Source organism: Pseudoalteromonas luteoviolacea (genome assembly GCF_000814765.1).
In the GTDB taxonomy this organism is placed as follows: domain Bacteria; phylum Pseudomonadota; class Gammaproteobacteria; order Enterobacterales; family Alteromonadaceae; genus Pseudoalteromonas; species Pseudoalteromonas luteoviolacea_H.
The window spans coordinates 204,020-229,154 of the sequence record NZ_JWIC01000010.1 but is presented as its reverse complement, the minus strand read 5'-3'; the positions used below and the strand labels follow the sequence as shown (position 1 = coordinate 229,154).

General features: G+C 42.6%; 11 protein-coding genes. 1 reads left to right on the top strand and 10 read right to left on the bottom strand.

The window, feature by feature from the left end; translation table 11 throughout:
• Positions 1-81: 81 nt before the first annotated feature.
• The 10 genes from hppD to JF50_RS22365 all read right to left on the bottom strand — a co-directional run bounded on the left by hppD (position 82) and on the right by JF50_RS22365 (position 23,321).
• Positions 82-1,128, bottom strand: coding sequence for a 4-hydroxyphenylpyruvate dioxygenase (gene hppD / locus JF50_RS22410; protein WP_039611556.1), 1,047 nt, complete (start codon positions 1,126-1,128; stop codon positions 82-84).
• Positions 1,129-1,559: 431 nt separating this feature from the next.
• Positions 1,560-2,996: a peptide MFS transporter gene (locus JF50_RS22405; RefSeq protein ID WP_039611555.1), complete on the bottom strand. Its 1,437-nt coding sequence runs from the start codon at positions 2,994-2,996 to the stop codon at positions 1,560-1,562.
• A gap of 274 nt (positions 2,997-3,270) precedes the next feature.
• Positions 3,271-4,479, bottom strand: coding sequence for a DUF642 domain-containing protein (locus tag JF50_RS22400; RefSeq protein ID WP_039611554.1), 1,209 nt, complete (start codon positions 4,477-4,479; stop codon positions 3,271-3,273).
• Positions 4,480-4,654: 175 nt separating this feature from the next.
• Complete coding sequence (locus JF50_RS22395) at positions 4,655-8,755, bottom strand: capsule biosynthesis protein CapB (protein WP_039611553.1); 4,101 nt, start codon at positions 8,753-8,755, stop codon at positions 4,655-4,657.
• Complete coding sequence (locus tag JF50_RS22390) at positions 8,745-13,013, bottom strand: hypothetical protein (protein ID WP_039611552.1); 4,269 nt, start codon at positions 13,011-13,013, stop codon at positions 8,745-8,747. The genes JF50_RS22395 and JF50_RS22390 overlap by 11 nt, the downstream gene beginning before the upstream one ends.
• On the bottom strand, positions 12,992-13,756 hold the full coding sequence (locus tag JF50_RS22385; RefSeq protein WP_052262701.1) for a hypothetical protein: 765 nt from the start codon (positions 13,754-13,756) through the stop codon (positions 12,992-12,994). Before JF50_RS22385 ends, JF50_RS22390 begins: the two co-directional genes overlap by 22 nt.
• Positions 13,743-16,034 carry a hypothetical protein gene (locus tag JF50_RS22380; protein ID WP_039611551.1) on the bottom strand — a complete coding sequence of 764 codons (2,292 nt, stop codon included), beginning with the start codon at positions 16,032-16,034 and terminating at the stop codon, positions 13,743-13,745. Before JF50_RS22380 ends, JF50_RS22385 begins: the two co-directional genes overlap by 14 nt.
• Positions 16,021-19,134, bottom strand: a complete 3,114-nt coding sequence (locus JF50_RS22375; protein WP_039611550.1) for a poly-gamma-glutamate biosynthesis protein PgsC/CapC — start codon at positions 19,132-19,134, stop codon at positions 16,021-16,023. The genes JF50_RS22380 and JF50_RS22375 overlap by 14 nt, the downstream gene beginning before the upstream one ends.
• Positions 19,134-21,104, bottom strand: a complete 1,971-nt coding sequence (locus JF50_RS22370) for a hypothetical protein (RefSeq protein WP_039611549.1) — start codon at positions 21,102-21,104, stop codon at positions 19,134-19,136. Before JF50_RS22370 ends, JF50_RS22375 begins: the two co-directional genes overlap by 1 nt.
• Before the next feature lie 9 nt (positions 21,105-21,113).
• Complete coding sequence (locus tag JF50_RS22365; RefSeq protein ID WP_152614626.1) at positions 21,114-23,321, bottom strand: CapA family protein; 2,208 nt, start codon at positions 23,319-23,321, stop codon at positions 21,114-21,116.
• Positions 23,322-23,560: 239 nt separating this feature from the next.
• Here JF50_RS22365 and tyrR point away from each other — a divergent pair, with 239 nt between their 5' ends.
• On the top strand, positions 23,561-25,117 hold the full coding sequence (gene tyrR / locus JF50_RS22360; protein ID WP_039612134.1) for a transcriptional regulator TyrR: 1,557 nt from the start codon (positions 23,561-23,563) through the stop codon (positions 25,115-25,117).
• Positions 25,118-25,135 lie beyond the last annotated feature (18 nt).

The window sequence follows — 25,135 nt, the reverse complement described above, 5'->3', positions numbered from 1 at the left end:
TTTGCCAGAATATGGCCAAGTTTAAATAGCAAAAGCAGCTTAGGAAAGCTGCTTTTTAATTTGTCTTTGACTGGTGGATAATTAAATCACACCACGACGCTCTTGGTCACGTTCAATTGACTCAAATAGAGCCTGGAAGTTACCTTCGCCAAAGCCACCGTCATCAACACGCTGGATCATCTCGATGAAGATAGGACCGAATAGGTTCTTGGTGAAGATTTGAAGTAGGTAGCAGTTTTCGCTCTGGCTATCTACTAGGATCTGGTGCTCTTTGATTTTTTGCTTATCTTCAGCAACCCAAGGAACGCGGTCGAAAATTGTATCGTAGTAGTGATCAACAATATCTAAAGTCGCGATGTTTGTTTTGTCTAGCTTATCTAGAGAGCCAACAAGGTCGTTTGTTAAGAATGCAAGGTGCTGTACGCCCGGACCATTGTACTCGTCTAGGTACTCATCGATCTGGTTGTTGTTGTCATCTTTACCTTCATTGATTGGAATCGAGAAAGTACCACAAGGTGACTTAAGTGCGTATGAAAGTAGCGCAGTCTTCTGACCTTTGATGTCGAAGTAACGCACTTCTTCAAAGCCAAATACGCCTTTATAGAAGTTTGCCCATGTTTCCATTGTACCTTTATAAACATTGTTAGTTAGGTGGTCAATGCGAATGAAACCTTTGTCTTCAACAATGTTTTGCTCTTCTAGATCTTCAAAATCATTTTCAAAGATAGAGCCTTTATCACCGAATACATCGATGAAGTAAATAAGGCTGTCACCGATACCGTAAATAGCAGGGTATGGTAGGTCTTTGTTTGCAGAATCAGTGGCTGGTTTTGCACCACGCTCTACAGCAATGTCAAACGCTTTTTGTGCGTCTTCTACACGCCAGCCCATTGAACAAATAGCAGGACCGTGTGACTTAGCAAACTCGGCAGAGAAACCGCCACGCTCGTTGTTTAGAAGGAAATGGATTTCGTTCTGGTTGTAATGAACGATGTCTTTGCCTTTAAACTTTTTAAGTTTAGAGAAACCAAAATCAGCAAAGATTTTGTCCATGTAATCTGCGTCTGGGGTTGCGTATTCAGTAAATTCGATACCTACAAGGCCAAGAGGATTATTTACTTCACTCATTGTCATTCTCCTGCATTAAGCACTGGGTTGCTTGTTGTAATTTATGCAGTGGATAATTAATCAAAATGGCCTAAAGTGAAAGGTTTCGACATCAATTCACTCATGATGGTTTTGTAAATTTGATTGCACATTTGGTGCCGTTTTAAGACAAAATGAAAACAGACAATTTTTTTAGATTGAAAAGCTGTAATTAAACTGAAAATTAGGTTGTTAATTTACACACCTCAGAAAGAGATATAATTTCAAGATTCTGATTTTATTGTTCTTTTTTTGTTTTCAAAAGATTGTTCAAGAAGTCTACAGTGATATACACGATATGAATCAATCAGGTAAATGAGGGGGATGCTGTAAATTAATGTGTACGTTTTTAGGTTGGAACATGAAAAATCCACACTCAGAAGTGCGGATTTTTCATCAATTTTATTTACGGTTTACTGTCTTTCGCCAGTCACTTCGAGCTCTTTTTCTAGGTAATGTGCTTGTGTCTGTGGCTCATTGTCGCCTTCGGCACCATGCATCCAATCAACCAGCTTGTTACTCAGTAAATACATGGCCAACGCAGAAAGTAGCGCTGTTACACCCAAACCAATGAAGATCCCCATCGCGTTGCCCATCGCTTCTTGGCCGTCACCAATAAACGAACCGACAAAGCCTGCGATCTTACTTGCGACTGCTGTACATAGGAACCAAATACCCATAAGCAGTGACGCGAGACGAAGTGGAGCCAGTTTACTCACCATGGATAGACCAATTGGAGATAAGCATAATTCACCCAGAGTATGAAATAGGTAAAAAAGGACTAGCCACATCATGCTGATTTGCAGTGTGCCACCAGGTGCTGCGCCTTCAGTCATTAAAGCGAACATCATAGTTAGGAAGCCTAACGCTAAAAAGACTAGGCCAATGGCAAATTTGACGGGGGAGTTTGGCTCACGTTTGTCCAGTTTTAACCAAATCATGGCAACAATGGGTGCAAAAATGATGACGAAAATGGAGTTTAAAGATTGGAACCAAGACGCTGGGATTTCATAACCCATTAGCATACGGTCAGTGTAGTCATTTGCAAATAGATTCATAAGGCCACCGGCTTGTTCGAAGCCCATCCAAAAAATGATACTGAATACAGACATAGTAAAAATGACGCGAATACGGTCTTTTTCAACTTTAGTCAGTGGCTCTTTGGTGCCTGATTCTGATTGTTGCTGTGATAACTTCGCAGCTGGAACGACACCAATATCGCCTAAATATTTCTTGCTCAGTAACATTTGCATAATAACGGAGATCACCATGCCGATACCTGCCGCTACAAAACCTGCTTGCCAGTTGATTTCGGATGCGACATAGCCGGCAACGAGTGGGCCAAATACGCCACCTATGTTGATTCCCATATAGAAGACAGTGAATGCGCCATCACGACGCTTGTCACCGTCTTCATATAGGTCACCTACCATTGAAGAAATATTTGGTTTGAATAAACCATTACCAATACACAGTAGTGCTAGACCAATGTAAAAGACATTTTCTTCTTGGCCTGCTACAACACTATGTGGAATACCCATGATGAAATGGCCCGACGCCATTAAAATACCACCAATGATGATGGCTTTGCGCTGTCCTAGTACGTTATCTGCTAGCCAGCCACCAAACAGCGGGGTCAGGTATACGGCCATGGTAAAAGTACCGTATAAGCTTAGTGCGTCGGCATTGGTCCAGCCAAAACCGCCATTTTGTACCTGAGCTACTAGATAAAGTACTAAAATTGCACGCATACCGTAGTAGCCAAATCGCTCCCACATTTCCGTGCCGAATAGCAAGAATAGGCCTTTAGGGTGGCCTAAAAACTCACCTCGATTAGGTATTGAATTCATATTTATTACTTCCAGATTTATCACATGTGTGTTGTTTGGCCTTTATTGTAGCGGCAAACTATTTACCCGTCAGAGTGTTCGTTTGGACGCAATTATTAATGGGAGGCCAGTCCCCAAAAGCTCTACATTGGAAGTTAGTGTTGACTAACTATGCAAGAAAAACGCGTCAGTATACCCAGCTCATAGGCGATGGGGAAGCCTTACCAGCCAGGTTTAGACGCTTTGTGGTATAAAAAAACCAGCCAAGGGGCTGGTTTTTCCAAATTAATAATTATTAACGACAGTAATTATCGACAAAAGTGAGATCGTTGATATGTGCTGGTCCTTCCATCATTTCAGTCGCCACTGCGGTATTTGGGTTAAGCGAGTAAATTTTTGCGTTCTGTCCGCTTTGTCGGCCTGATACATATAAAGTGCCCGTATCGGAAATCGCTAGACCAGATGCCCAGTTTACGCCATGTTCGCCAATTTTAGTGAGGCTCATATCTGCTGTATCTAAGGTATAAAGTGCTTTACCTGTTAGTACGTATAACGTGTTGTTATCCGCTGAGTATGCGATATCACCGTGGCTAAAGTCATCGCCTGAATATTTCAGCTTCCCTAATACTGTTTTTTCACCTGTCTGTAGGTTATAGTCATACATGTAAGTCTTACTTGTAGCGCGCAGATGAATACCATCGTCGCTGACGGCTGAACGGTAGATAGGCCAGGAAGTTGCATTGGCAACCGCCGTCTCTACATTGCCATCTAAATCAAGTGACCATAGTGTAGATGCTTTGGTTTGCTTGTCATTCTGTTCCATGAAATAAAGCACACCGTCTTTGCTCGCGATATTAGATGCCGTATGAGAAACGCCAGCAACTTTACTGTAGGTCATTGTATCTAAATTGATGTTAAAGATATAACCTTCACCGGCGTTGCCATAATTGTTGATACCAAACAAGCCGGTCACGCAATCCGCAGTGACAGACACATTATCTACTAAGGCACCGTATGAATCTGACGTGCCACTGCCTGTAAACGCAAGTGTGCTTTGTGCGCTATTGGCTGTCACAGTAACGGTAACATGTTGCCAGCCTCGGTTAGTGCCATTTAGATTGGCGATAACTTGTCCATCCCAAGTAACCGTTGCTTGATTGGTTTGGTTGTTGTTTCTTACTCGAGGTGAGTAATAAAAGCTGACCACATAACGCTTACCGGCTTCGGTCGCAATGTTTTGGTACGCAGTGTAATTACTGGTTGAGTCTAACTCGAGATACTGAGTGCCATCTTGTGGTGCGATTAAACCTAATCTATCAGTTTGAATTTCAAAACGAGCGCCTGTGCGCTCCCAGCCAGAAAGGTTGTCGAAGAGTTTCCATGTCCCTGAAATATTTCCTGATTGTTCAAATGAACCATTGGCAATTAAATTATTGTCCGCCAGAACACTCTGGCTTGCTGTCAATGCAGTCACTAATAATACAGATGACGTGGATAACTTCATATAATACTCCCAACTTGATTACGCAACATCCATTTGTTAGTAAATTGTTAAAATAAATTGTATTTGACTAATCTTATTTTCCTAGTTTTAAGTGTTCGGGTCAATTAAAATACAAAAAATGACTGGAATTTATTATTCCTTTAATTTGAATTTAGATTAATTTAATTAAAAAGTATTAGTTTTTTTGATTGAAACGCTTCTTTCGTTTCTGTTGTAGGGCCAGCCAACCCGGTTTCTGGCTTCGATTTAATGCTGCCAAGACTGCAATGGCCTTCTCAAGCGTGATCCGCTGTGAAGCAATGTCTTTATAAACCTGTTGTGCCGTTTTTTTGCGCTTAACAGCTGCGCCTGCATCCAAAAATGATTCGACGACTTGTAGTACAAACCGAGTTATACGGTTCTGCTTTACGTCTTTAGTCTCCTCATTTGATTTAGAATCTTTGCTTTGCAGGCGTTCTTTTAAATGCGCTATTTCAGCTTGGCTAAACTCATTTTGGGCGTGGGGCAATTTGCTTAACTTACTAAGAAAGTCATTGAAGTAGTCGTGTTCGATTACACCAATTCGAGAAGTTTGGGCGAGTTTAAGTAGGCCTTGTCTAAATTGCGCTTGACTAATGTGAGGGGTCAGCAAGTGATCACACGTTTGATGTAGATGGTGCCACTTTTGCCATGCATATACATAGTTAAGTCCTGCACCTTTTATATTTTGCATGCCAATAATGAGTTGATGTTGTCCATCCAGTCCGAGTTTTGCGATCTTTTGTGTGAGTTCATCAGCGCTGATGTACGGGTTTTCAATCAGTCGAGTGCGTGTCGAAAGTAGTGAGTTTAGGTGTTCGGAGATCTCTTTTTGGTGTGTTTTTAGTTCTTCTGTCGAAATGATTTTATTGGCCATATGCCAGCTTTCAACTAAGTGATTTAAGTAACGACGTTGTCGCCCACAGCTGACATGCTGTTCAAAAAAAGCAGCCATCTGTTCTGTGTTATGTAGGGTTTGACAATTCAAACCTGTGTCAGGTAGCAGTGCGTTTAGTTTATCGCAGAGCATTTGATCTGAGACTAAGCACTTAAACTGTTCGAGTAATTTTGCAAGGTCTTCTCGATCATTATTGTCAATGATACGCGTTATACGGGCTTGCAAAGCTTGTTTAAAATATGCGAGGAAGCCGTCAACATTTGTACCAATCACCACAATATAATCGAACGTTAAATCCTCTATCAGTATTTGAGCAAAAACTTTGGTGCGTGCAATTCTGTCATTACGATTATTGATAAGGGCGATAGTTTGCACTTTAGGTTGCTGGCTTTGACCAAATAAGTTTAGGCGTCTCCAATTTTCTATTGTAGCGAGTCGCTCATTGGCAGACATACTGTTGACAAAAGATTGCGTTACAGCACCGATGGGGGCCTGCTCAAAGTGCTGTAAAACACCTATGTCAGGCACAATGCGCTCGGCTGTTTCTTTAAAAACATAATCTTTGTTAATCCCTATGTATTGCGCCATTTTGCACACCAGTGCGATATTATCGGGGTGTTCTTCATAGGGATAGAGCGCTCTAATATCGTCCGTAATTTGGAAACCTTCACCCCAGTGAACTTGAATGAGCGTTGAGTCTTTTTGTTCTGCTGATTTATTGAGTACAGGGTACATACTTTGTTCGGCAGTAAATACTTGGGTGTTAGAGCCGATAAATGAAGACATCTCAGTGGCCACGTCTAACCCCGTTGGGCCTAATATATCTTCATGATCAGGGTAGGCGTTGGTGATTGTCGCGAAGTTGTCATTCATCCAGCGGCGCAAGATCCTTACATAGCGAGGGGTTAGCCCCATACACTCCCATAGAAATACATCTGCTTTGACCGCTTTGGCAAATGCCAATACATCGCTTTGTTCCCAAATACTGGCTTTATCGAAAGGTCGAAATAACGGTAGTTCATGCTGATCGCCATTACTGGTGGTGTAGATCATCATGGCTTCACATCCCGTTGTCTTGGTGATGACCTTTAATGCAATACTGCTAAATAGGGCGGACTTTAAGCGCTCTGTACCAGACTTTCCGCGTGTTCCCCAGCCACCAATTGAGATAGGAATATGTTTACGATTTCGCTGTATAGCTTGACTAATTTTAATATGTCGAGACCAAAAATAGGCCATAAATGTACAAACAAAAAATACTAATTGGCCGATACTATTTTGGTATATTGAGTACAGGTATTCCTTAAAGCCAAGACCTATATTAATGAGTGCAGTGGTGATAGACGCGCGTGAAAAGAGCTGCTTAATACCAGATTCCACGGGGAATTGGGCTTTAAGCGTCGAACCATATCCGATAAATTCAATTTGAAACCCAAGCTTTTTGATTGCATCAATATAATTTTGTTGCTCGAGTTCTCCGCCTTTTCTTAGCTTATCCAATGCCGCAAATTTTAAAGAAATATGCCAATATGCGCGAATACGCTGAATGAGCTTTGGTGGGCGTGTAATGATTAAAATACCATCTGGTGTGTAGCTTTTTGCCTGCTTAGGCAGGTGGTCTTGGCTCAAGATAGACAGTAAATAGTCAGGCAGTGGTAAGTAGGGCCTTGCACTTTGCTCCTTTAAATTGAACAGCGCTTCTCCAGGGACATTGGTTTCACTGATCTCTGCTGTTGAGCAACTTGGCACATGCAGCTCTGCGGACGGTTTTTTGGCTTTAGTATGGCTATAACTTTGGCGTTTATCAGTGCTGGGGGTGAAAAACTCATGCCAAAATCGCCAAAACCTTCGGCCCTTCAAAGTACCATTGTGGATCTGCCATTGTCCATCGTGCTGATAGCCATTAAAGCCTAGCTCTGACTGTGCAATATAGCTGAGTGCTCTGCCCAAGTCTTGATGATCCACATTACCCGGTACGGTAATGGTGTTGCCGAGTGCGATCTGGTCTTCAATATTAACGATAAGCTCTTGTATATAGAAGCTATTTAGTTGCTCTCGTGTTCGAGATATAAAACGTTTTACCGCAATATTGGGTTCTTGCTCAAGCTGGAGGTTAAGAATGTCAATAAATTGCTCAAATACCGAGTCTGGGTTGTCGGTGTCAAGTTGCATATTGAGCATGAGTCTTGCGCTTTGTTCTAATGTAATGCGCTTTATTTCGAAGCTTTCCTCACTTTGCAAACAAAGCTTCCAGTGTTTAAATGCAAATCCATTTTCGCTAAACCTTGCCGCGGTCAGTTGTTTAACAAGTGTAAAGCGAATGGCGTTTGCAGTTTCATCACGAAATCGGCTTTCCAACAATTTAAGGGCAAAGTTATCCTCATAATTAGGAATGCATTCAATTGTTGCTTGCCTGACCCGTTGATATGGGTGAGCACTGAGTTGTTGAAGCAGTTTAACATCTGAATCAGTTAAAGTACGTTGCTGCACAAGTACTTTGGGCATCGCGACTAAAATAAAAAGTTGGTCATTATTTTTAGGTTTATCAGCAAAATCATTGACCGATTCAGCAACTTTTGCCCACATAAAGCTACGAATAAATGTCGGCCTTTGATGGATCAGTATTTCTAAAATATCGATGATAGCAAGATAGGGGGTATTGTCAGCTTCGAGTAGTTCAATGAGCTGAGCGACCAGTTCAGCATCTAGTTCAGGATCAGCACTAAATTCATGGATCAAAGAGACTTGATTGACGAGTGCGCGGATCATACCGTGACGAATATGCAGGCTGTTACTGTGAGCGAGTAAATGAATAAAGAATGGCTGCAAGTCGAGTTTTTGCCACGCGGTATTCAAATCATCTTTACTGGATCGTAGGTAACGGTTGGTAAGCGCACCTAATTTGGCAATTAAGAATTTTAAGTCCTGCTCAATTTCGGACACTTTAGATTGGTATCGAGCTATCACAGCCCCTTCGTCGAACCAACGTGCGAATGCCAATTTGTCTTTTTGCAAATCAAGCCGTGAGGCGCCAAGCTGCTCTGCATATTTTAAAATATGTAATTCTTTTTCTGCTTTCAACTCTGCTTTATTCAATCTTTCTATAAAGCTTTTATAATCTGCATCAATGGCTTGCAAGTTACCGTGGTAGCTCTCGATTTTATGGCGTAAAAAAGCGATAGTTTGCAGCAACTGCCAGTACGAAGCCTGCTCTTGCTCCGGTTTATTCCTTACTAACTCCCAGTTAGCTAATTCGTCTACGAGTTTTTGATATTTATGCTGATAAAGGTTGAGCCAAAATTGCTCTGTGTCGGCAAACAATAGGTCTTGTAGTTGTCGTTTTAATGTTTTATCTGCCATTGATGTCTTGCTCTAAGAAATGGGTCAATTGTAGAGATTCGAAAATAATTTCGTCATGGGCAAATGGGGCAAAGCCGGTATTTTGCAAGTTACCTAAAGTGACCTCGAAGCGCACGTTATGGTTGTTTCTAAACCAATCTTGGGTCCAGTTTAAGCTGATCCAACCTGCTGTATGCTCGCTAAAATCAAACAAGGTTTGCCAGCTGATCGACGTTAAATACTGCCAAGTTGCATTTGGGCGATTTTGATCGGCAAATACATAACTACTGCTGAGTCCTAGTGTAAAAATATGCCCTTCATAGTATTGCTGCCAGCTACCACTCAAAGTTGCAGTATCCAGGCTCGTCCAATCCTCGTTAGAAGTCGTACTGATTTGGGCGCTAAACTGGCTATCCACCCAAGGTTGATAACGGATGCGATAACCGCTTCGCCAGCCATGCATATGGTTTGCACGATAAAAGTTATACATATCTTGGCTGATGAAAGGATCATCTAAATATTCTTGCTTCTCTATGCTGGTGTAATAATAGTAGGGTTGCCACCACCATTGATGTCTTACAGAGACGTCATCGCGCCAAATTTGTCCGATGGTCGCGTCGATATGACTAGTTAAGTGGCTTTCTTGAGCAAGCTCAGCCTCTTGCCATCGGTTATAGACACCGATTTCACCATACCAAGGCGTACCATGGTCCAACCAATTGTATATGCCGTTTACCGCTAAAGACTCATAACGCAGATTATTGATTCTATAGGCCCCCTCTAGCCGATACCAGTGTTGTCGATATCGATTTCTCAGCCGGATCCCAAAATCAAGTCTATGGGCTGTATCAATGGGGTCATTCGTTTGAAAAATCCCGTCTCTGTCATAGCGCATAAACCCTTCAATATGCGTCCGATTACCATTGGCGCTGATCAGCGGTTCGTTGAAGTGCTTTGCAAGGCGCTCAAACTTTAATTTTGCTCTGTTCAATTGTAGAGGTGCTACAGGGGGAGCAACCGCCAGCTTTTGACGATTCATATTGAGCCGCCAAGCAAAGAGTCTAGCAAGGCGTGCATAGTCCCTTGGAATTTCGATGTTACCAGCTGGATAAAACCCTATCTCTTCTTGGCGAAGCTTGTCGTTAAAGCGTTCAATTTTAACCAAGGCGTCTTTATCTAGTCGTGCCAAAATTGGTTGTGATTGAGTCGCGTAATAGAATAGTTGACGTTGGTCCAGCTCCATGCTTTGCCAGGTGCGGCCATTTTTCACTTGTACTTCAACTTGGAGAATTTGCGATAAGTAGGGATTTAACCAACGGACTTTCACAATGCCGTTACCTAATTCATTCTGGGTTAAACCAAAAGGACTCTGCTGATCCGTGATAGGCCAAGCGACCTCGTCATTACCTGTGTTAATGGCGACCAAAGTTGCTGCATTTGATACCAGTTCTGCATCAGAGAAGTGAAATATCAGCCGGATTTGCATTGTTTTTAGCTCATTTAAATCTAAAGACAACGTATGGTATGGACGGATCGTGATCCCTTTGACATCGTCCCTTTTGGCAGTGTGTCGACTGATTTGCTCTGCAATACTACGTGTCTCAATTGGTGAGAGGTCAATAAGTTGAGTACCTGCGTAATTCAAGTACTTTCGCAGTGGTACCCAATGGCCAAAGCTTTGTACACGGTCGTGCAGTTTCGACAGTGATGCAGGCACGTCTAATCCATTAAGCTTGGAGAATAACGCGGTGAATTCATGTTCAGCGAGCGTGTTGTTTTCAAGTCGATACAAACTATTATTGAGTAACTTTGTGAACGCCGCGGTATTGTGTGAATTGGTGGTATGTAAGAGCTCCAAAAATGGCGTACCAAGCGCAAACTCACTCATTTGCTGTGTAGAGTAAGGGTTAAAGTGGCGCTCATCAAATATTTGAATCTGTGCAAATGTGGTTTGTTTACTGCTCAATGTCAGCGTCTCTCCTGAGCGCAATGAGATCACACTGCTAGACGCCACAGATAAAGGCGCTTCAATTGGTGTCACGACTGATGTGGTCGACAATATATCGCTATAAATTGGCATAAAATAAAGGTGACTGCCTTTGTCAAGGTGTAACCAAGTAAGGCCACTTTCACCGGACTGCATACCCAAACTACGAGCACTGACTTGGATATTAATATTTGAATGGGCGGTGATAGATATAGGCTGCTCACCGATTTGGTAAGCTTTATAAGCAGCGGTTTCAGCGATTAATTGGGCTTGTTCGCGATGGACAATATCATATCTAGGTTGTATGTCTGGTAATTGCCCGCCATAGGTCGTGTAGCCTAAGCGGTTATAGAGAGTATCTGAGGTATGCTGTTGATCATGATCAAGCCACAGTGTTTCAAGCAATTTTCCTTGGGATAATAAAGTACTACTCAGTAGCTCAGCGCACCCTTTGAGCTGTTGTTTAAGTGCACATAAACCTTGAATATTGAAGACTTGGTTAGTTTGTTGATAACGGCTTAGCAGACCTTCTGCGGCAAAGTGACTTAATGCTGGGTTTGGACTCAGTAGGAGTGCACCAAGGTATCGCAATACGGCATTGTCTCGATCTAGTTGTGTAAGTAAGGCTAAACGCAATTGCCAAGCGCGCAGTTGCACATCAGAAAAAGGGCTACTCAACAATGCCTTGAGTTTAGGGAGTGCTTTGGTAGGCGCATGTTTTGCGAGGTATTCAACCTCACCAAGTTGGTACATCCAATGACTTTTTTTGTGTGTCGTCAAAGGAGAAGTGTTTGAGCCTGTTTCTAGTTTGAAGTTGGACAAGCTATTGATGTAGCTTTTCACCTTGTCGGATTGTATTCGCGATAAAAGTGCTGAAATTGTTGGGCTTTTCTGTGCGAGCTTACCAGGTTGTGCATAGAGTAGTTCGTTATTGGGTAACGGCAATAACGTGCGAATTTGTAGGGCGATTTCTATTTTTGCATCACTGGCTGAAAAAACACGAATATGATCTGTATCCATAGCAATATCCAAGCTTATGGGGGCAAACCCGTGTCTTGGGGTAACCGCTATTTTATGGCGAACAGCGTTAATATCGACCACGAGTTCAGCGGGTCGATTAGTTCTGATGTATAACCGCGCATTATTTGTTACCCGTAGCTCTTGACTCAAATCAAAAGTGAGTGACTTGGTTAGGCGGTTATACTGCAGCATACTGTTTGTCTGGCTTTGGAGTAATTGCTGTTTTGCGGCGCGCGCACTCTGGTAAATCGAAACCAGTCTTTTCTGTGTTGTCAGTGGTTTTGACCCATTGCTAAGTGGGGTCAAAAATGTCCCTGCTGATATTGTGCCAATCAGCTCTTGATGACGCCTTAACTCAAGTGCGCTGACGTTCTCAGGCTTAAATTGGGTGATTTGGTTGATGTTGTTTTCAAAGTAAACCTTATGTAGGGCGCTGTCTAAATTATTAACCCAGTATGGATTAAATAATTTTTCTTTATATTTAATCCCTGCATTTTGATCATAAATGGCTCGATGTATTTGCTCTAATTTAACCCAAGTTTTACTTCTGCTTGTTAAGGTTAAATAACTATTTGCGGGGACTGCTAAGTAGTCAAAGCTTTCAACACCAAGTTTATGTTGAGTATATTCCTGTGCTTGAGCTTCTGACACGTTGACTATGCTAACCGGTATATCATTCACTAACGCAACAACTTTGCCCCCTTTTTGTAAATCATATAAATCACGATGCACGGTAAGCTTTAATTTTTTAGCCTGTTTGAAATACACCTTGACACTTTGCTGGCTGTGCAAAGGATAGAGAGTGGTGTGCTCTTGTGCAATCGCGACGGTTTTGCCAGGTATAGGGAGTTCAACGGCACGGCGAAACGGGTCTCTATGGGTATGCTGATAGCCTCTCCAAATTTCAAACTTTCCATCTTGCTGGTGGTTGATGACTTTGAAAATGCGTGAGCGAGTAGAAGCGCTGATCTGACACATACTCTGTTGGCATAGCCATTGTTGCTTAGAAACTTGCATTAACGCATTGACGGTTTGCCCCTGCCAAAATGACAGCGACTCAAGGGTGTCATAGGATGTTGAAAGCCATTGACCGGCAGGTAAAAATAAATATTTAGCTTGTTGGTGAGTAAGACTAATATCAGCTGCACTGCGCTCAAGTTCTAGCGTCTCTAAGTCATACCATTGCACATCGGCTTGCAAGTTGGCGTCTTGTGCAAGGCTGCCTGCACTGAATAAACTGAATATCGCAATCAACGTGAGTATGAGAGGCATAAATTAAATTGCTCCATACTGGTTGATTGAGAAATAAGTCTTTTGCGCATCGGTTTACTGATTTCTATATGGATAAACCGATGGGGGGCTAGCCCGACTTTATGAAGTACATTTTTTGTACCGCCAAGTTCGAAAATGTCTTTCTGATAAATAAATGTATTGCTGCTTAAACCCATTAAACAGCGCTGCAATTTCGCCAGCTTAGCATTATAACTTCTGCCTTGGCTGAGAATAAAATCTGCTTTTTTCCCTTCAGGTGATTTGCGCTTTTTTTGATTAAATCCATGTAGCTGAAAAATCGAAGCATTGGGGTGGGTATAATGAAATGCCTTTACAGCTGCCACATGTATCCCTTGCTTGCGTTTAGAGTAGTCCATTGGTAAATCATCAGGGCTTTGACTGTGCCTGTGGTGGGTATTGTATACCATCATACTACATGAGCTCTCAAATAATGCCTGCCCGATCTTGAGTGTATATTTGTCATGAAATTGATGTGGAACAGAGACAAAGCACGTGGGGGCTGCCACACGGTACGTTAGCGCGCCGCCTCCATGTATAGCAGAGGTGGCAATTAATGTATGTATAGGGCTTCGTACAGTCCCTTGTTGTTGATAGTCCCAAGGCGCAATGGCCTGAGGCTTTGCTACCCAGTTACGGATCTGCTGCCATTGTAATTGTGTCTGTGCAAAGCTGCTAAAGCTCGCAATACCAATGAGCGCCGAGATAATGTTATGTATTTTCATTTTGCCACCATAATGGAGTAAGTGGTTGTGCGCTATGTTCTTCTAAAATACTTATCCACATGTCATCTTCAGCTGAGATGGCAAATTTTTCAAGTGTTTGCATATCTGTCCCTATTTTTATTGTAATGGAGGGATAGCTAACAATGTCAGTTGATTGTGGATGTAACATAAATGCAGGGTTTTGTGATGGCATCAACGCATATCGTTTTGCCGCAACAGTGTATTCATTAGTGATACCAGCTTGATATTGCCCTTTCAGATGCGTATTGATGATGAGCGGGATTTGCTCACCTTTCGCAGCCGGGTAAACAAAAGGCTTAATCACAATTGATAGAGGCTTATGTTTGTCTCGATAATTCATAGATAGCACATCACCACGACTTACCTTGTATAATCTTGTTTTAATAAAGTTGCGGTTATTACCTTGATTTATAAATAAGGTGTCTGCCATTTTTGCGCTAGCAATTACTTTGTCATCAATGACATTATTTGATGCGTTAAACTCTATGTATTGCGGTAACTCTTGCATTAAGGCGATGACACTAGGAGGTTTAAGTGTAGAGTGCTCAATCGGGTTTATTGAATGGATATTATCAATCTGTCGAAAGTGCACAGGAGTCGGTTCACTGAGCGGCTCAAAATAGTTAGCGGGGCTATAAACAAGTGCAGTGTTGGAAATGGGGTGTTGCTCAAACAAAGACTCTGAGGCGTAGTCTGTTTCTTTAATGACAGGTAATGGTGGCGCTTCAAACAAACGTACCTTAAGGATTTGTTGTAATTCAGTAAAGGTAAATTCGTTGGTGGCTTTTTGCGCGAACCATGCGCCAATTTCCACAAAGTCAGTTAAAGGGTTGTCACATAGCTGTTCACAGACGACATTCTGGTAGTGGAAATCTCGGCGCCTACTTTGTAACTTAACCGCGATGCTGCTCTGGCTAGAGATACTGAGTTTAGTTGTACTTTGAGGAAGCCTGAGATAGTACTTTTCACTTTCATTGATAGTCTGACGCAGTGTCTCAGGTGTAATTAGCCGATCAAATTGCGAAATACGAGACTCTAAGTTGATTTTATGGCGGGCAAAAGCCTGGTTTTGTGCATCGTATAAAGTGACTAACGCGTACGAATCTTCGGTATCTAGGCCTCTTAGGTCTAAAACCACGTCACTTCCGCCTGCCACTGTGTACATGGCAGGCGTGTCTGTTGTTAAAACGTAATAGTAGCTATGCAACGCCGCAATCGGTTGTTCTAATTGAAACCACTGTGTAAGTGCCGGAAGGCTTGATTGTACAGTCAATAACCCTGGACGGACTTGCTCTATCTTATATAAATTGTCACCTACACTGACTGCTTGAAGTTCAGAGGGGGCACTTTGCTGATTTAGGTCATGCCATGTAAGGCGTAATGTGCTCAGTGGTACATTGGCTGAAAAATGCAGTGGTTCAGTACTTTTAACTCTAAACGTTGCTGTTAAATTTGGCGCGCTATAAAAACTATCCAGATCCCATTGCTGCGCTGAGAAGTCATAGGTAATGACGTTATAGGGCAGGGTTTCATATAATATGTCACTGACAAAATCAATATTAGGGATCCCCTGAGGTGCTAACTTCTGCCAGTCATAGCGTACGGCATTGGTGAGTTCCCAAGCGGTGAGGGCATTCCCACCAAGCGTGTGGTAATTCAGCATTCTTTCTCGCCAATCTAGCGGCAACTTTAGCCAAATTTGTTGACTGTCATCGGTATCAGTGGGGGTTTGTGCATGGAGCCGAACAACAACGCCTCTGAGCGTGTCCTCTTCAGGAATTAGCTTTAATTTAATTTGACTCGCGGTGGGGTAGCGAGAAACATCAATATAAAATGATTGCCCTGAGGCAACTGACAGGGCTTTCCTGTCTTCGATGATTTGCTTTACTTGTTGTTCTTGTGCGGCAAGTACAAGCTTAGATGCATGGTGGTAAGTGTGCTTATCTAACAGCGTTCCTTGCGTATCAAGTAGTTGGTACTCAATTGCATAATTAACTGGTTCATCAAATACTTGTTGTCCTTCAAAGATGGCATTTGATAGCAATCTAACTGAGCGGGTTCTGGATGATGAAAAGTTAAAAGCAATATATTTGTCGTTTGGTAACCAATGTACCACTGAACGGGTCTCTTCTTCGCTGCGTTCTTCTAATTGCTCTGCAGAGGCAAGCCATAACGCCCCTTTAAAACTGATCCAAAGGATCACTAGCAGTAGCATCGTGGTGGCTGCTAGATGGAGTAATTTTTTAATCCAATACATGCATTGGCCCCCCTGTAGCGTAATTGAAGTCCTTTATCGTTAATACTTTGTTACTAGTGGGCGTATAAATGGCAAGCAATTTGTCGTGCAGCTTAATCGTGAGTGCCAATTGCTTAGACTGCTCAATTCGCACTGCTTGCAATCGACATTCAGGATACTTTTGACAAAATTCTGACAGTAGAGGTAAATGTTGGTCTTGTGAGTACTGTTCAGCAAGCTGCAAAATGGTGTGTACAGAGGGGGGGTTATCTAATAACCAATCATTTGGGCTTAATACCAATGTATTTAAATGTTTGACTTCAGGCCGCTCTGATACCGCAAGTAACCGTTGCAATAGGGCCTGCTCAGAAATTGCAAAATGCTGTTTGAAATCAGAGGCAAGCCATAATGTTGCCAGTTCACTGATCGGGCTAAATAATCGATAGCCAGATTGTGGCGAAGTGCCTATCTCTAGCCCTCGGGTCTGTACTTGCCCACCTACAATTTGGGTATTCACACCTAGGTCATTTAACGTTTCTTGCAGCGCGTTTAATGTATTCGTGTGCTGTGTATCTGGGTGAGTAAACTGAAAAGCGATGGCACTGGGTCTAATATACGAAGGAGCACTGTGGCTTCGTACTTGAAGGCTCAGAAGGGGTTGTTCAGCGAAATATCGCAATGTACTTTGGTGCATCACGTTAAATAGACTTCTCACATTGCCAGGAGCCATTACATTGGCTTGTTCATTTGCATATGGATGTGCCCCTGCGATCAACAGGGCTTTAGCCTCAGTACTTGCAAAAAGCCGACCTGAGAATTTCAGCGTGTTACTTTCAAATAAGGGTCGCGGAACTTGAATATTAAGCATCGCACTTGGATGGAGGTTTATGACGTATAGACCTTGTCCCTGCTGTAGGCTTTGCTGGTTATTTAGAGGTGCCAATACAATATACTGTGCCTGATCATTATCAATGATTTGCAATTGATAGCCCATCATATTGGCAATGTGGTTTATTCGTGCCAAACGGTTAAGCTCATCTTGGTCAAATGCTCGATCGGTTTGTTGAGCTACCAGCTTGTAGAGCGGACCGAGAATTTCAAATTCCCATAGAGCCGCTTCATTATTGGTGAGCTCTTGATAATGGTTGCTGCCTTTTGCACTGATGTAGGGCGCAAAGCTATCGATGATTTCTTCAAGGTTAGCGTCGGTAAATGTGGCGGCGACATCATTTCCACTATTTGCGCTCAACACCACTTCTGAAAGTAAGTTGGAATAACTGGCACCATCAATATACGCCTCAACCATTCTCCCGCCAAAATCGGGGGTTGGAAGGCTACTGGCGTGTAACATACCAAATTGACCTCGTTCAAACCCCATTAAGTTCGTTAATTGTCGTTGAGAGAGGGAGGTAGGTAGTTGATTAAAAATCCAGAATTGGCTATTCACACCGTGCGGGCTTAATTGCAGATGAACACGTGTATATTGATTGACTGAACGTATTTGCAAGACCTCTAATTCTTCAAAGACAGAGAAAAATGCACTGTAATAGGGACTTTGTTGTGACACTTGCTGTGTCGCAATAGACGGGGTGAACTGTGTACCAAGTACGAGCGCATTGCTACCAAGTAGTTCAAATAAGAGTCCTGCTGCATCGCTTGCGACACGTTCACTGGAAGGAAAAGGGACACTGATTATATGAGATTTATCGGACTGTTTGGTTAATGCGAAAAAGCCTCTTACAGTACTCGTATCTGTATCCTTGATATATAAGTATCGTTCGTCTTCAGACAGTGAAAACTGTGCCTGAGCTAATAAGCGTCTTGCTAAGATAATATTTTCTGGATCTTTACGGTCTCTATTGAGTACGCGAATCGCACTAACGAAGTGTTGAATAGATTGCGCCTGCTGATACTGGCTAATTGATACAGGCTCAGTTTGTTGAGTATAAAGATAACTTTTATACGCGCTGATCTGTTGGCTTAGAGCAATCTCAGTGTTGTCATTTGAACCAACTTGAGCAGGCTGCGTGGCAAAGATTGCAGGAATAAACATGATTAAAAAGCCGGTGGTAATGGCAATGAGTCCACCGACGATAGATGTCTGAAAAGTCGCGCGTATTACTAAGCCTAAGGCATTTTTTTGGTAAATTTTTAATGCCAACAAGGTAGATAACATGTAGCCGAAAGCGAATGTATCTGTGACTTTCAAGGTAGGGTAATAATGGACGACCACATAGTTCAAAACGATCTTGTATAAAAAACCGATATTGAAGAAGAACAGCAGTAATCTTGCGCCTTCAAAATTTGCATGGCGCAGCCGTGTGAAGGTTAATATTGAACCACCCAGTACGAGGATCACCGCGGTTTCAGCAAATGACGTAAGTAATTTGCTCGGTTGCATCAATTGCAAAGCCAAAAGGGCAGGTAGCATAATGCCATTAAATTCCCAGCCGTATTTAATATTGGCACGAGAAGCAATGAAGGCGGTGATCACTAAGATAATATAGGCTTTTGGTGCGGCGACTATTGAGGCCGCTACTGCTTCATACATGATTGCTAAATTAGCGATGCTGAAATTGGTAAATGGCATCAAGACAAAACGAACCAACAGATAGGTCACAAAGAGTTGGATGAGCGTGACACGCATTCCGTATTTAAAGCCGCCATTCCACATAACGTTTGCGGTTAGGGCGATGATCACTAACCCTAAGCTGTATAGCTGGCTAGAGTAATCAAACGTGATGTCCCATTGTGCTAGGTACATCGCTACAAGTGGCCAAAACAGGGTATCCATCACAACCCGGACTAAAATACTGATCAGAATGATGGCAAAAAATCGGTCTCGGCCAAACATTTCACTAAAACCGAAACGCTCCATCATTGTTTTTGCACTAAATAGCATCACCCCATAAACGACGATTGCCTCTATGATGATCACGACAGCGGATACGGGCGTGACAATAAATAGGGGGACTAAATAACCAGGTACAACCAAGCCTGTGAGCGGAAATCCAAACCGTAGGTTCAGCATACAAACAACGGCAATACCTACCCAGACGGTGGTGATAACAGACTGGCCTAGGCCACTGCCTGTGGGAAAGAGTTGCAGTACCCACTCCATTAAGTCTGCACCTTGATTTCGCTATCTTCTGGGGCAGCAGGTTGCATCATTTCAAGCTGTTTTAATAAAAGAGCTGGATCTTCTAATTGCTTAATCAAGTAGGAAATATCAATAAATTCAAACAGTATGCCACCGACTTCAAAAGGCTCACCGATACTGCTGGTGGAGCGAGATGCACGCAACGAGCGAATACTCAAAATAAAAGTGGCTTGACCCAACTGGGCAGGCATGTAAAGTTCGCCTTGCTGTAAGGTGATATAACGCAACTTTCCTTTGGCTTTTTCACTGTCTAAATGAGTAACACGCTCCAACAAGTCCAACGCGGTCATTTCAAACAACGACATCTCATTGTGTTTTGCGATCTCTTCGATTTTTTGATTGGTTTGTACCACCTGACCAAATAGGTTAAACATGATCGCGGCAGTGTGGATTTGATTAAACACGTGTTCAAGCGTTGACAGCTTCTGTTCCATATCACCGATGGAGGATTTTACTTGTTGGCTCAAAGGTTTCTGTAATGCAAGTGTGAGTACTTTTGTTAAAGCACTGGTGTTGGCTTTTTGCTGATTTTCGAATATTCGAAAATGAAACAACAACTCACCGATTTGATTGGCAAATCGATTGACATTTTGAACGAAACGCTCTTCATCAAAATACTCGTTGGGCTCAACGGTCATAGCCCAAAACCCTCGAATATCGCCGGCATACATCAAAGGAACGACATATTGGGCTTCGGCTTCTTTTAGATCATTGAAGAAAGGTCGTGTGATATGCAGTGCGCCAAATGCTTTGATTGCATCCGAGTAAGGTGGACGCTCGTAGTCTCTTCGCATTTCGTGGATATCAGACAAACTGCAATTAATAGCTCGAATTTCATGGAGCCGGTGGTCACCTTCAGTGCGTGCGAGAAAAATAGACCTATTGAGCGCAAGTTGCTGGTTTACAAGTGTAATAATTGCATCCCAAGGACTGCTTTGTGCACTAAACGCTTGTGGTAAATACCGACCCATCATACGTTGTTGTACGTTACCTATGATGTCATTTAGCTCTATCTCTTCCACCCATTTTCGAGAAAAGAAAATCCATAGCAAAGTAACAAGGTTGGTAAAAATAATCTGTCCGGTTGGTAAAAAGTAGTCAAAAAAGCGCACGCTGATGTAAGTCGAAAACACGGAGAGCAGGATGACTGCACAAGCAATAAGTAAACCAGTATTAAAGCTTGAGCGTTGATAGGTGATGATTAAGATAGTTAAAATAAATAGTTGTAATGCTGCGGCATAAGAAATGGGCATCAGGGTGACGAGAGTTTGCTCGGCAAAGTTGTCTGCAATATATGCGTGGAGGTAGATAGGGTCTTTAAAAGAGTTTATTTTGGGTGCGCGTACAGGCAACGCAAAGGCCAACTGGCGCTGCGAAACTAATACCACTTTGTCTTGCAGTTGAGCTAAAAATACATCATCGGAAAGCAACCGTTGGGCGCTAAATTTAGTTAATGCTTGGGGGGCGAGTGAAAAATCGAGCAATTGGCCCTGTGCGCTATATGTGGGGTCAAAAATATTTTGCCAAACATTTTTGCACGTTTGCGGTGTATCTTTGATGACAATTTCATAGCCTAGCCAGGACTCTAATTTGGGTAAGCAATACCTTGGATCTGCGTAAGGAAAGTAAACGTTATCAAAGGAAAGCTGCTGACTGCCCGAAACATGACTGAATATGACAATTGCCTTAGCTTGTTGTGTCCTTAACTTTGAGATTATCTCCGATTGCTCCGCTACAAGGTTGTCGGATTCAATCACGACCACTTGTGTGCTCTGTCGATTAAGGTTTTGACTCAGCTCTAGATAAATAAGTGCATTAAGTTTGTCTAAGGTCCCGCTTAGCGTGACCAATAAAATGAGTGCGCACAGCAGCATCGTAGACCAAAAAGTCTTTTGTCGTTTGATAATAAAAAATTGCTGCTTTATCGACACGTGAAATACCTAATTAAATGCCGAAAATTCAAAAGATAAAGTTACATCCTGTTGCGTTGTTACCCGTAAAAAATCCAAGCCATGAATGGATTTGTCTTGCCAAACATTGTCTGACAATGAAATATCTTTTTGCCACGATATTAAGGCTAAATCGTCTAGGATAAGTGTTGCTTCACCATTGTCAGGGGGGGAGTGCAAATACGTTAGTTTAACGGCGCGAGCAGGAAGTTGTTCTGGTCCAAGGGTGTTTGTATCATCCGGCAATGAAAAGCTATATTCAAACTTATGCCAATCATATTCTCCGGGATCTGAAATACGAATTGTCTGTTCAGAAAAGAGCAGATTATCTTCAGATGTGGTGATTGAGAGTTCGACATCAAGTGCACCCGCATTCATCCCTTTGTTGTAACCATATAGGCTCATTTCATGATAGGCTTCTGATGTAGACTCACTGGGCGTGATTGGCATCGTTCTAATCGTATGTTTAAAAGGCATACGTAATGGTCGATTGTCGAATTGAGTTCGCACCATGCACATCGCTTGTCTGCCGTTGCGCGCGCCTGTTAAACAAGGTGTGATGTTGTCGCTGTCATTTTCCCAGCGTGAAACCTCTCCAAAAGTATCATCGTTATCCCAATCCTCGAAGTCACCAAACAACATTAAATCTCTACCTAGCTTTAGGGATACTGGACTGCTGGATGATACCTTAGTTAAAAAGGCGTTGCTCGGTACAAACTCTCTTAAATCAATAATATGCTGGCCTGCACTGAGTGTGATTTGCGCTGTTTCCACGGGGTTTGGAACTTGAGTATTATAAAAGTCGATATCTGCGTATCCTTGTTTGGGGATCACAGAAACGCCCTCTTGTGAGAACTCTCCTAGTCGTCTCATTAAATAGTCGCTTAAAAAGCCGGTAACTAATTTAGGTTGATAGTCTTCTAGGTAAATAGGATATGCTCTGGCACGTGTGGTTTTTTGTGCGGCTTTAGGAGAAACCTCGAGGAGGACGGCGACTCCAAGCAGTGTTTCGATGCGGTTTTGCTCAAATACAAAGTTGCCAAGTCCAAGTAACACAGGCGTGTTATTCAGTAAACTAAATCCCTGAGCAACATGTGGGTGATGCGCAATTAATAGGTCGGGTTGCAGGTTACTCAGTAAATTGAAGCGATTTGAAATATATCGAGTAGGTGCATATGAGTATTCATCACCTCCATGCAATTGGGCTATAGCATAATCACTTTGTGCAATTGCTTGCTCGACGGCAGAGATAGCTTGCTGACTTTCTGTGAGATCTGCTGCGCCGCCTTTTTGCGCCTCAGCCACATAGTTGATGGGGTTATCATCACCTGTGATAGAAGTTGCGGAAACGAGCCCGATTGACACGCCTTTGACTGTGGTGATGAGCGGTGCATAGGCTTCCGTATTGTTATTGCCGACCCCGCTGAAAAGCAACCCCGCTTCCGACACGTATTTTATGGTGTCTTGCAACCCAGGCTGCAAATAGTCATAAACGTGATTATTGCCCAGCGCAACGTAATCGACGCCAATTTCGGTGAGCCCTTGGAGGGTCTCAGGCAATGAGAAGAAAGCAAACTCTTTTGTAGGGTGGACACTTGTTGGGGTATTTAAAATGGGTGTTTCTAGATTAACCGATGAAAAATCAGCATGCTCGACCAAAGGCTTGATATACCGAGTAAGCTCAATGGCGTTTTGCGCTGCCGAGGCAGCTCGGATCAGCGCGCCTTCAACATCAGGCACTGAGTTGCCCATGGTGGTTAAACTAGGATCCATATAACGTCGGCCAAACATGGTATCACCAGCAAAAAATAAAGTCAGTGAATCAGCCGGTTTTGCTGTTAATTGTAATTGGAGTTGAGGGTTATTATTTAATACTTGGATTGTGGTCAATAAAGGTTCAAACCCTTCTTTAATGACTGCAATGCTATAGTTACCTTGTTTTAAAGTGGGTATCGAAATAACGCCATTTGTATCACTTTGGTAGGTATTGCCGTCGATAACGATTGATGCATCTTCTACACCATTATTCGCGGTGTCAAAAAGGCTTATTTGCCAGTCTACTGATTCTGCTTGCTGCTTATCTTGTTCCGCTTGCTCGGTTTGTTGTGACTCAGTAGGGCCTGTTTCATATGGATCTTCAACAGAACATGCACTAATGAAAATGGTTGTTAGAACTATGGCTACTATTTTTGCTTTCATTGGCTCTCCCACCATTTATTTAACATTGTTTAGTTATTTAGTATTATAAATTGCAAGGTGAATGGCTTGCAATCTTTTATTTTCAATTAAATGCTATGAATATCATGTATTTATTATAGGTCATTATCATTAATTATGACTTATAAAATATCTGTCCAAAAATGTTTACAATTTGCTAGGCTGAAGACTATTCTTAGAGTATGATCCGCCCAGAGGTAAAAAACCGTTTTGAGGAACAGATGCGTTTAGAGATTCATTGCGCCGACCGTATAGGTATTGCACAAGAAATACTCAATATATTGGTGAACTACAGAGTTGATTTAAAGGGGATTGAAGTCGACTCTGTGAATTGCCGTATGTATGTGAGCTTTCCCCCCATTGAATTTGAGCAGTTTCAAAAAATCATGCCTGAAATTAGGCTTATTGATGGTGTTGAAGACGTTCGCACGACGGCTTTCCTGCCATCTGAGCGAGAGCACAATGAATTAAATACGTTATTAAGTGCGTTGCCTGATGGGGTGATTTCAATTGATGCTAAAGGTGGTGTTCGGCACTGTAATGATGCGGCGTGCAGAGACTTAAACTTATCCCTTGACGAAGTCATAGGCAGTAGTATTAATTTACTGCTCAAAGGATTTAATTTTACCCGTTGGCTAGAAGGCAGCGAAGTGTTGGGTCAAACAACACGGGTGGAAGTTGCTGGCGAAGATTATATTGCTGATATCCTACCGATTTCTGTGCCTCAAGGAACAGAAGGTGATGTGCTGGCAGGTGCGGTAATTAATATCAAGTCGCAAAGCCGTTTAGGGCAACAGGTCAGTGCGTTTAGACGTTATGGTCAAGAAAGTTTCGCGACTATTCACAATCAAAGTACCGCAATGCGACGTGTTGTTCGCGAAGCGCGAAAGATGGCTCAGTTAGAAGCCCCAATTTTAATTACGGGTGAGACAGGCACTGGTAAAGAGTTATTAGCCAGAGCATGTCACTATGCATCAAATCGCTCTTTAAAACCTTTTATCGCTTTGTCGTGTGCCTCACTACCAGATGATGTGGCTGAGTCTGAATTATTTGGGTACGCGAGCTTTGATGAGCAAGTTCCCTCTAAACGCGGCGTATTAGAGCAAGCAGATGGCGGTACCGTATTTCTTGACGAAGTGGGCGAGATGTCTGAACAGCTGCAAACTAAGCTGCTGCGCTTTTTACAAGATGGCACCTTTAGAAAGGTGGGTGATGAGAATGAAGTTAAAGTCAATGTGCGCATTATCGCCGCAACGCAAAAAGACTTACCTGCGATGGTGCAAGAAGGTGGTTTTAGAGAAGATCTTTACTACCGAATTAACGTATTGACGCTAGAAATTGCGCCGTTGAGAGACCGCAAAGCAGATGTCAAACCGTTGGCAGAGCATTTTATTCAGAAATATGCACAGCAAAATGGTCAAGCGGTACCTTCGTTACATCCTGAGTGTTTAGAGTTTTTAGAGCAATATCCGTGGCCTGGTAATGTACGTCAGCTTGAAAATGCCATTTATCGAGCGGTGTCATTATTGGATGATAAAGAGTTGCGCATTGAGAATATGCAGTTACCGACTTTCACGCATGATTTGGGGTATCTTGAGTCAGATTTTGAAGGGACACTAGAGCAAGCTGTGAAGCGATTTGAAGCGACTTTATTGAGAAAGCTCTATCCAGCATATCCCAGCTCTAGGCAGTTAGCCAAGCGCTTAGGTCTGAGTCATACGGCGGTCGCAAATAAACTCAGAGAATACGGCATCAACCGAAAAACCGTAAAAGTCTAGCCATACGTTTAAATGGGT

Bases quoted from the DNA above. Each gene is read 5' to 3' on its own strand.
- hppD (WP_039611556.1), bottom strand. From the start codon at position 1,128: ATGAGTGAAGTAAATAATCCTCTTGGCCTTGTAGGTATCGAATTTACT.
- JF50_RS22405 (WP_039611555.1), bottom strand. From the start codon at position 2,996: ATGAATTCAATACCTAATCGAGGTGAGTTTTTAGGCCACCCTAAAGGC.
- JF50_RS22400 (WP_039611554.1), bottom strand. From the start codon at position 4,479: ATGAAGTTATCCACGTCATCTGTATTATTAGTGACTGCATTGACAGCA.
- JF50_RS22395 (WP_039611553.1), bottom strand. From the start codon at position 8,755: ATGGCAGATAAAACATTAAAACGACAACTACAAGACCTATTGTTTGCC.
- JF50_RS22390 (WP_039611552.1), bottom strand. From the start codon at position 13,013: ATGCCTCTCATACTCACGTTGATTGCGATATTCAGTTTATTCAGTGCA.
- JF50_RS22385 (WP_052262701.1), bottom strand. From the start codon at position 13,756: ATGAAAATACATAACATTATCTCGGCGCTCATTGGTATTGCGAGCTTT.
- JF50_RS22380 (WP_039611551.1), bottom strand. From the start codon at position 16,034: ATGTATTGGATTAAAAAATTACTCCATCTAGCAGCCACCACGATGCTA.
- JF50_RS22375 (WP_039611550.1), bottom strand. From the start codon at position 19,134: ATGGAGTGGGTACTGCAACTCTTTCCCACAGGCAGTGGCCTAGGCCAG.
- JF50_RS22365 (WP_152614626.1), bottom strand. From the start codon at position 23,321: ATGAAAGCAAAAATAGTAGCCATAGTTCTAACAACCATTTTCATTAGT.
- tyrR (WP_039612134.1), top strand. From the start codon at position 23,561: ATGCGTTTAGAGATTCATTGCGCCGACCGTATAGGTATTGCACAAGAA.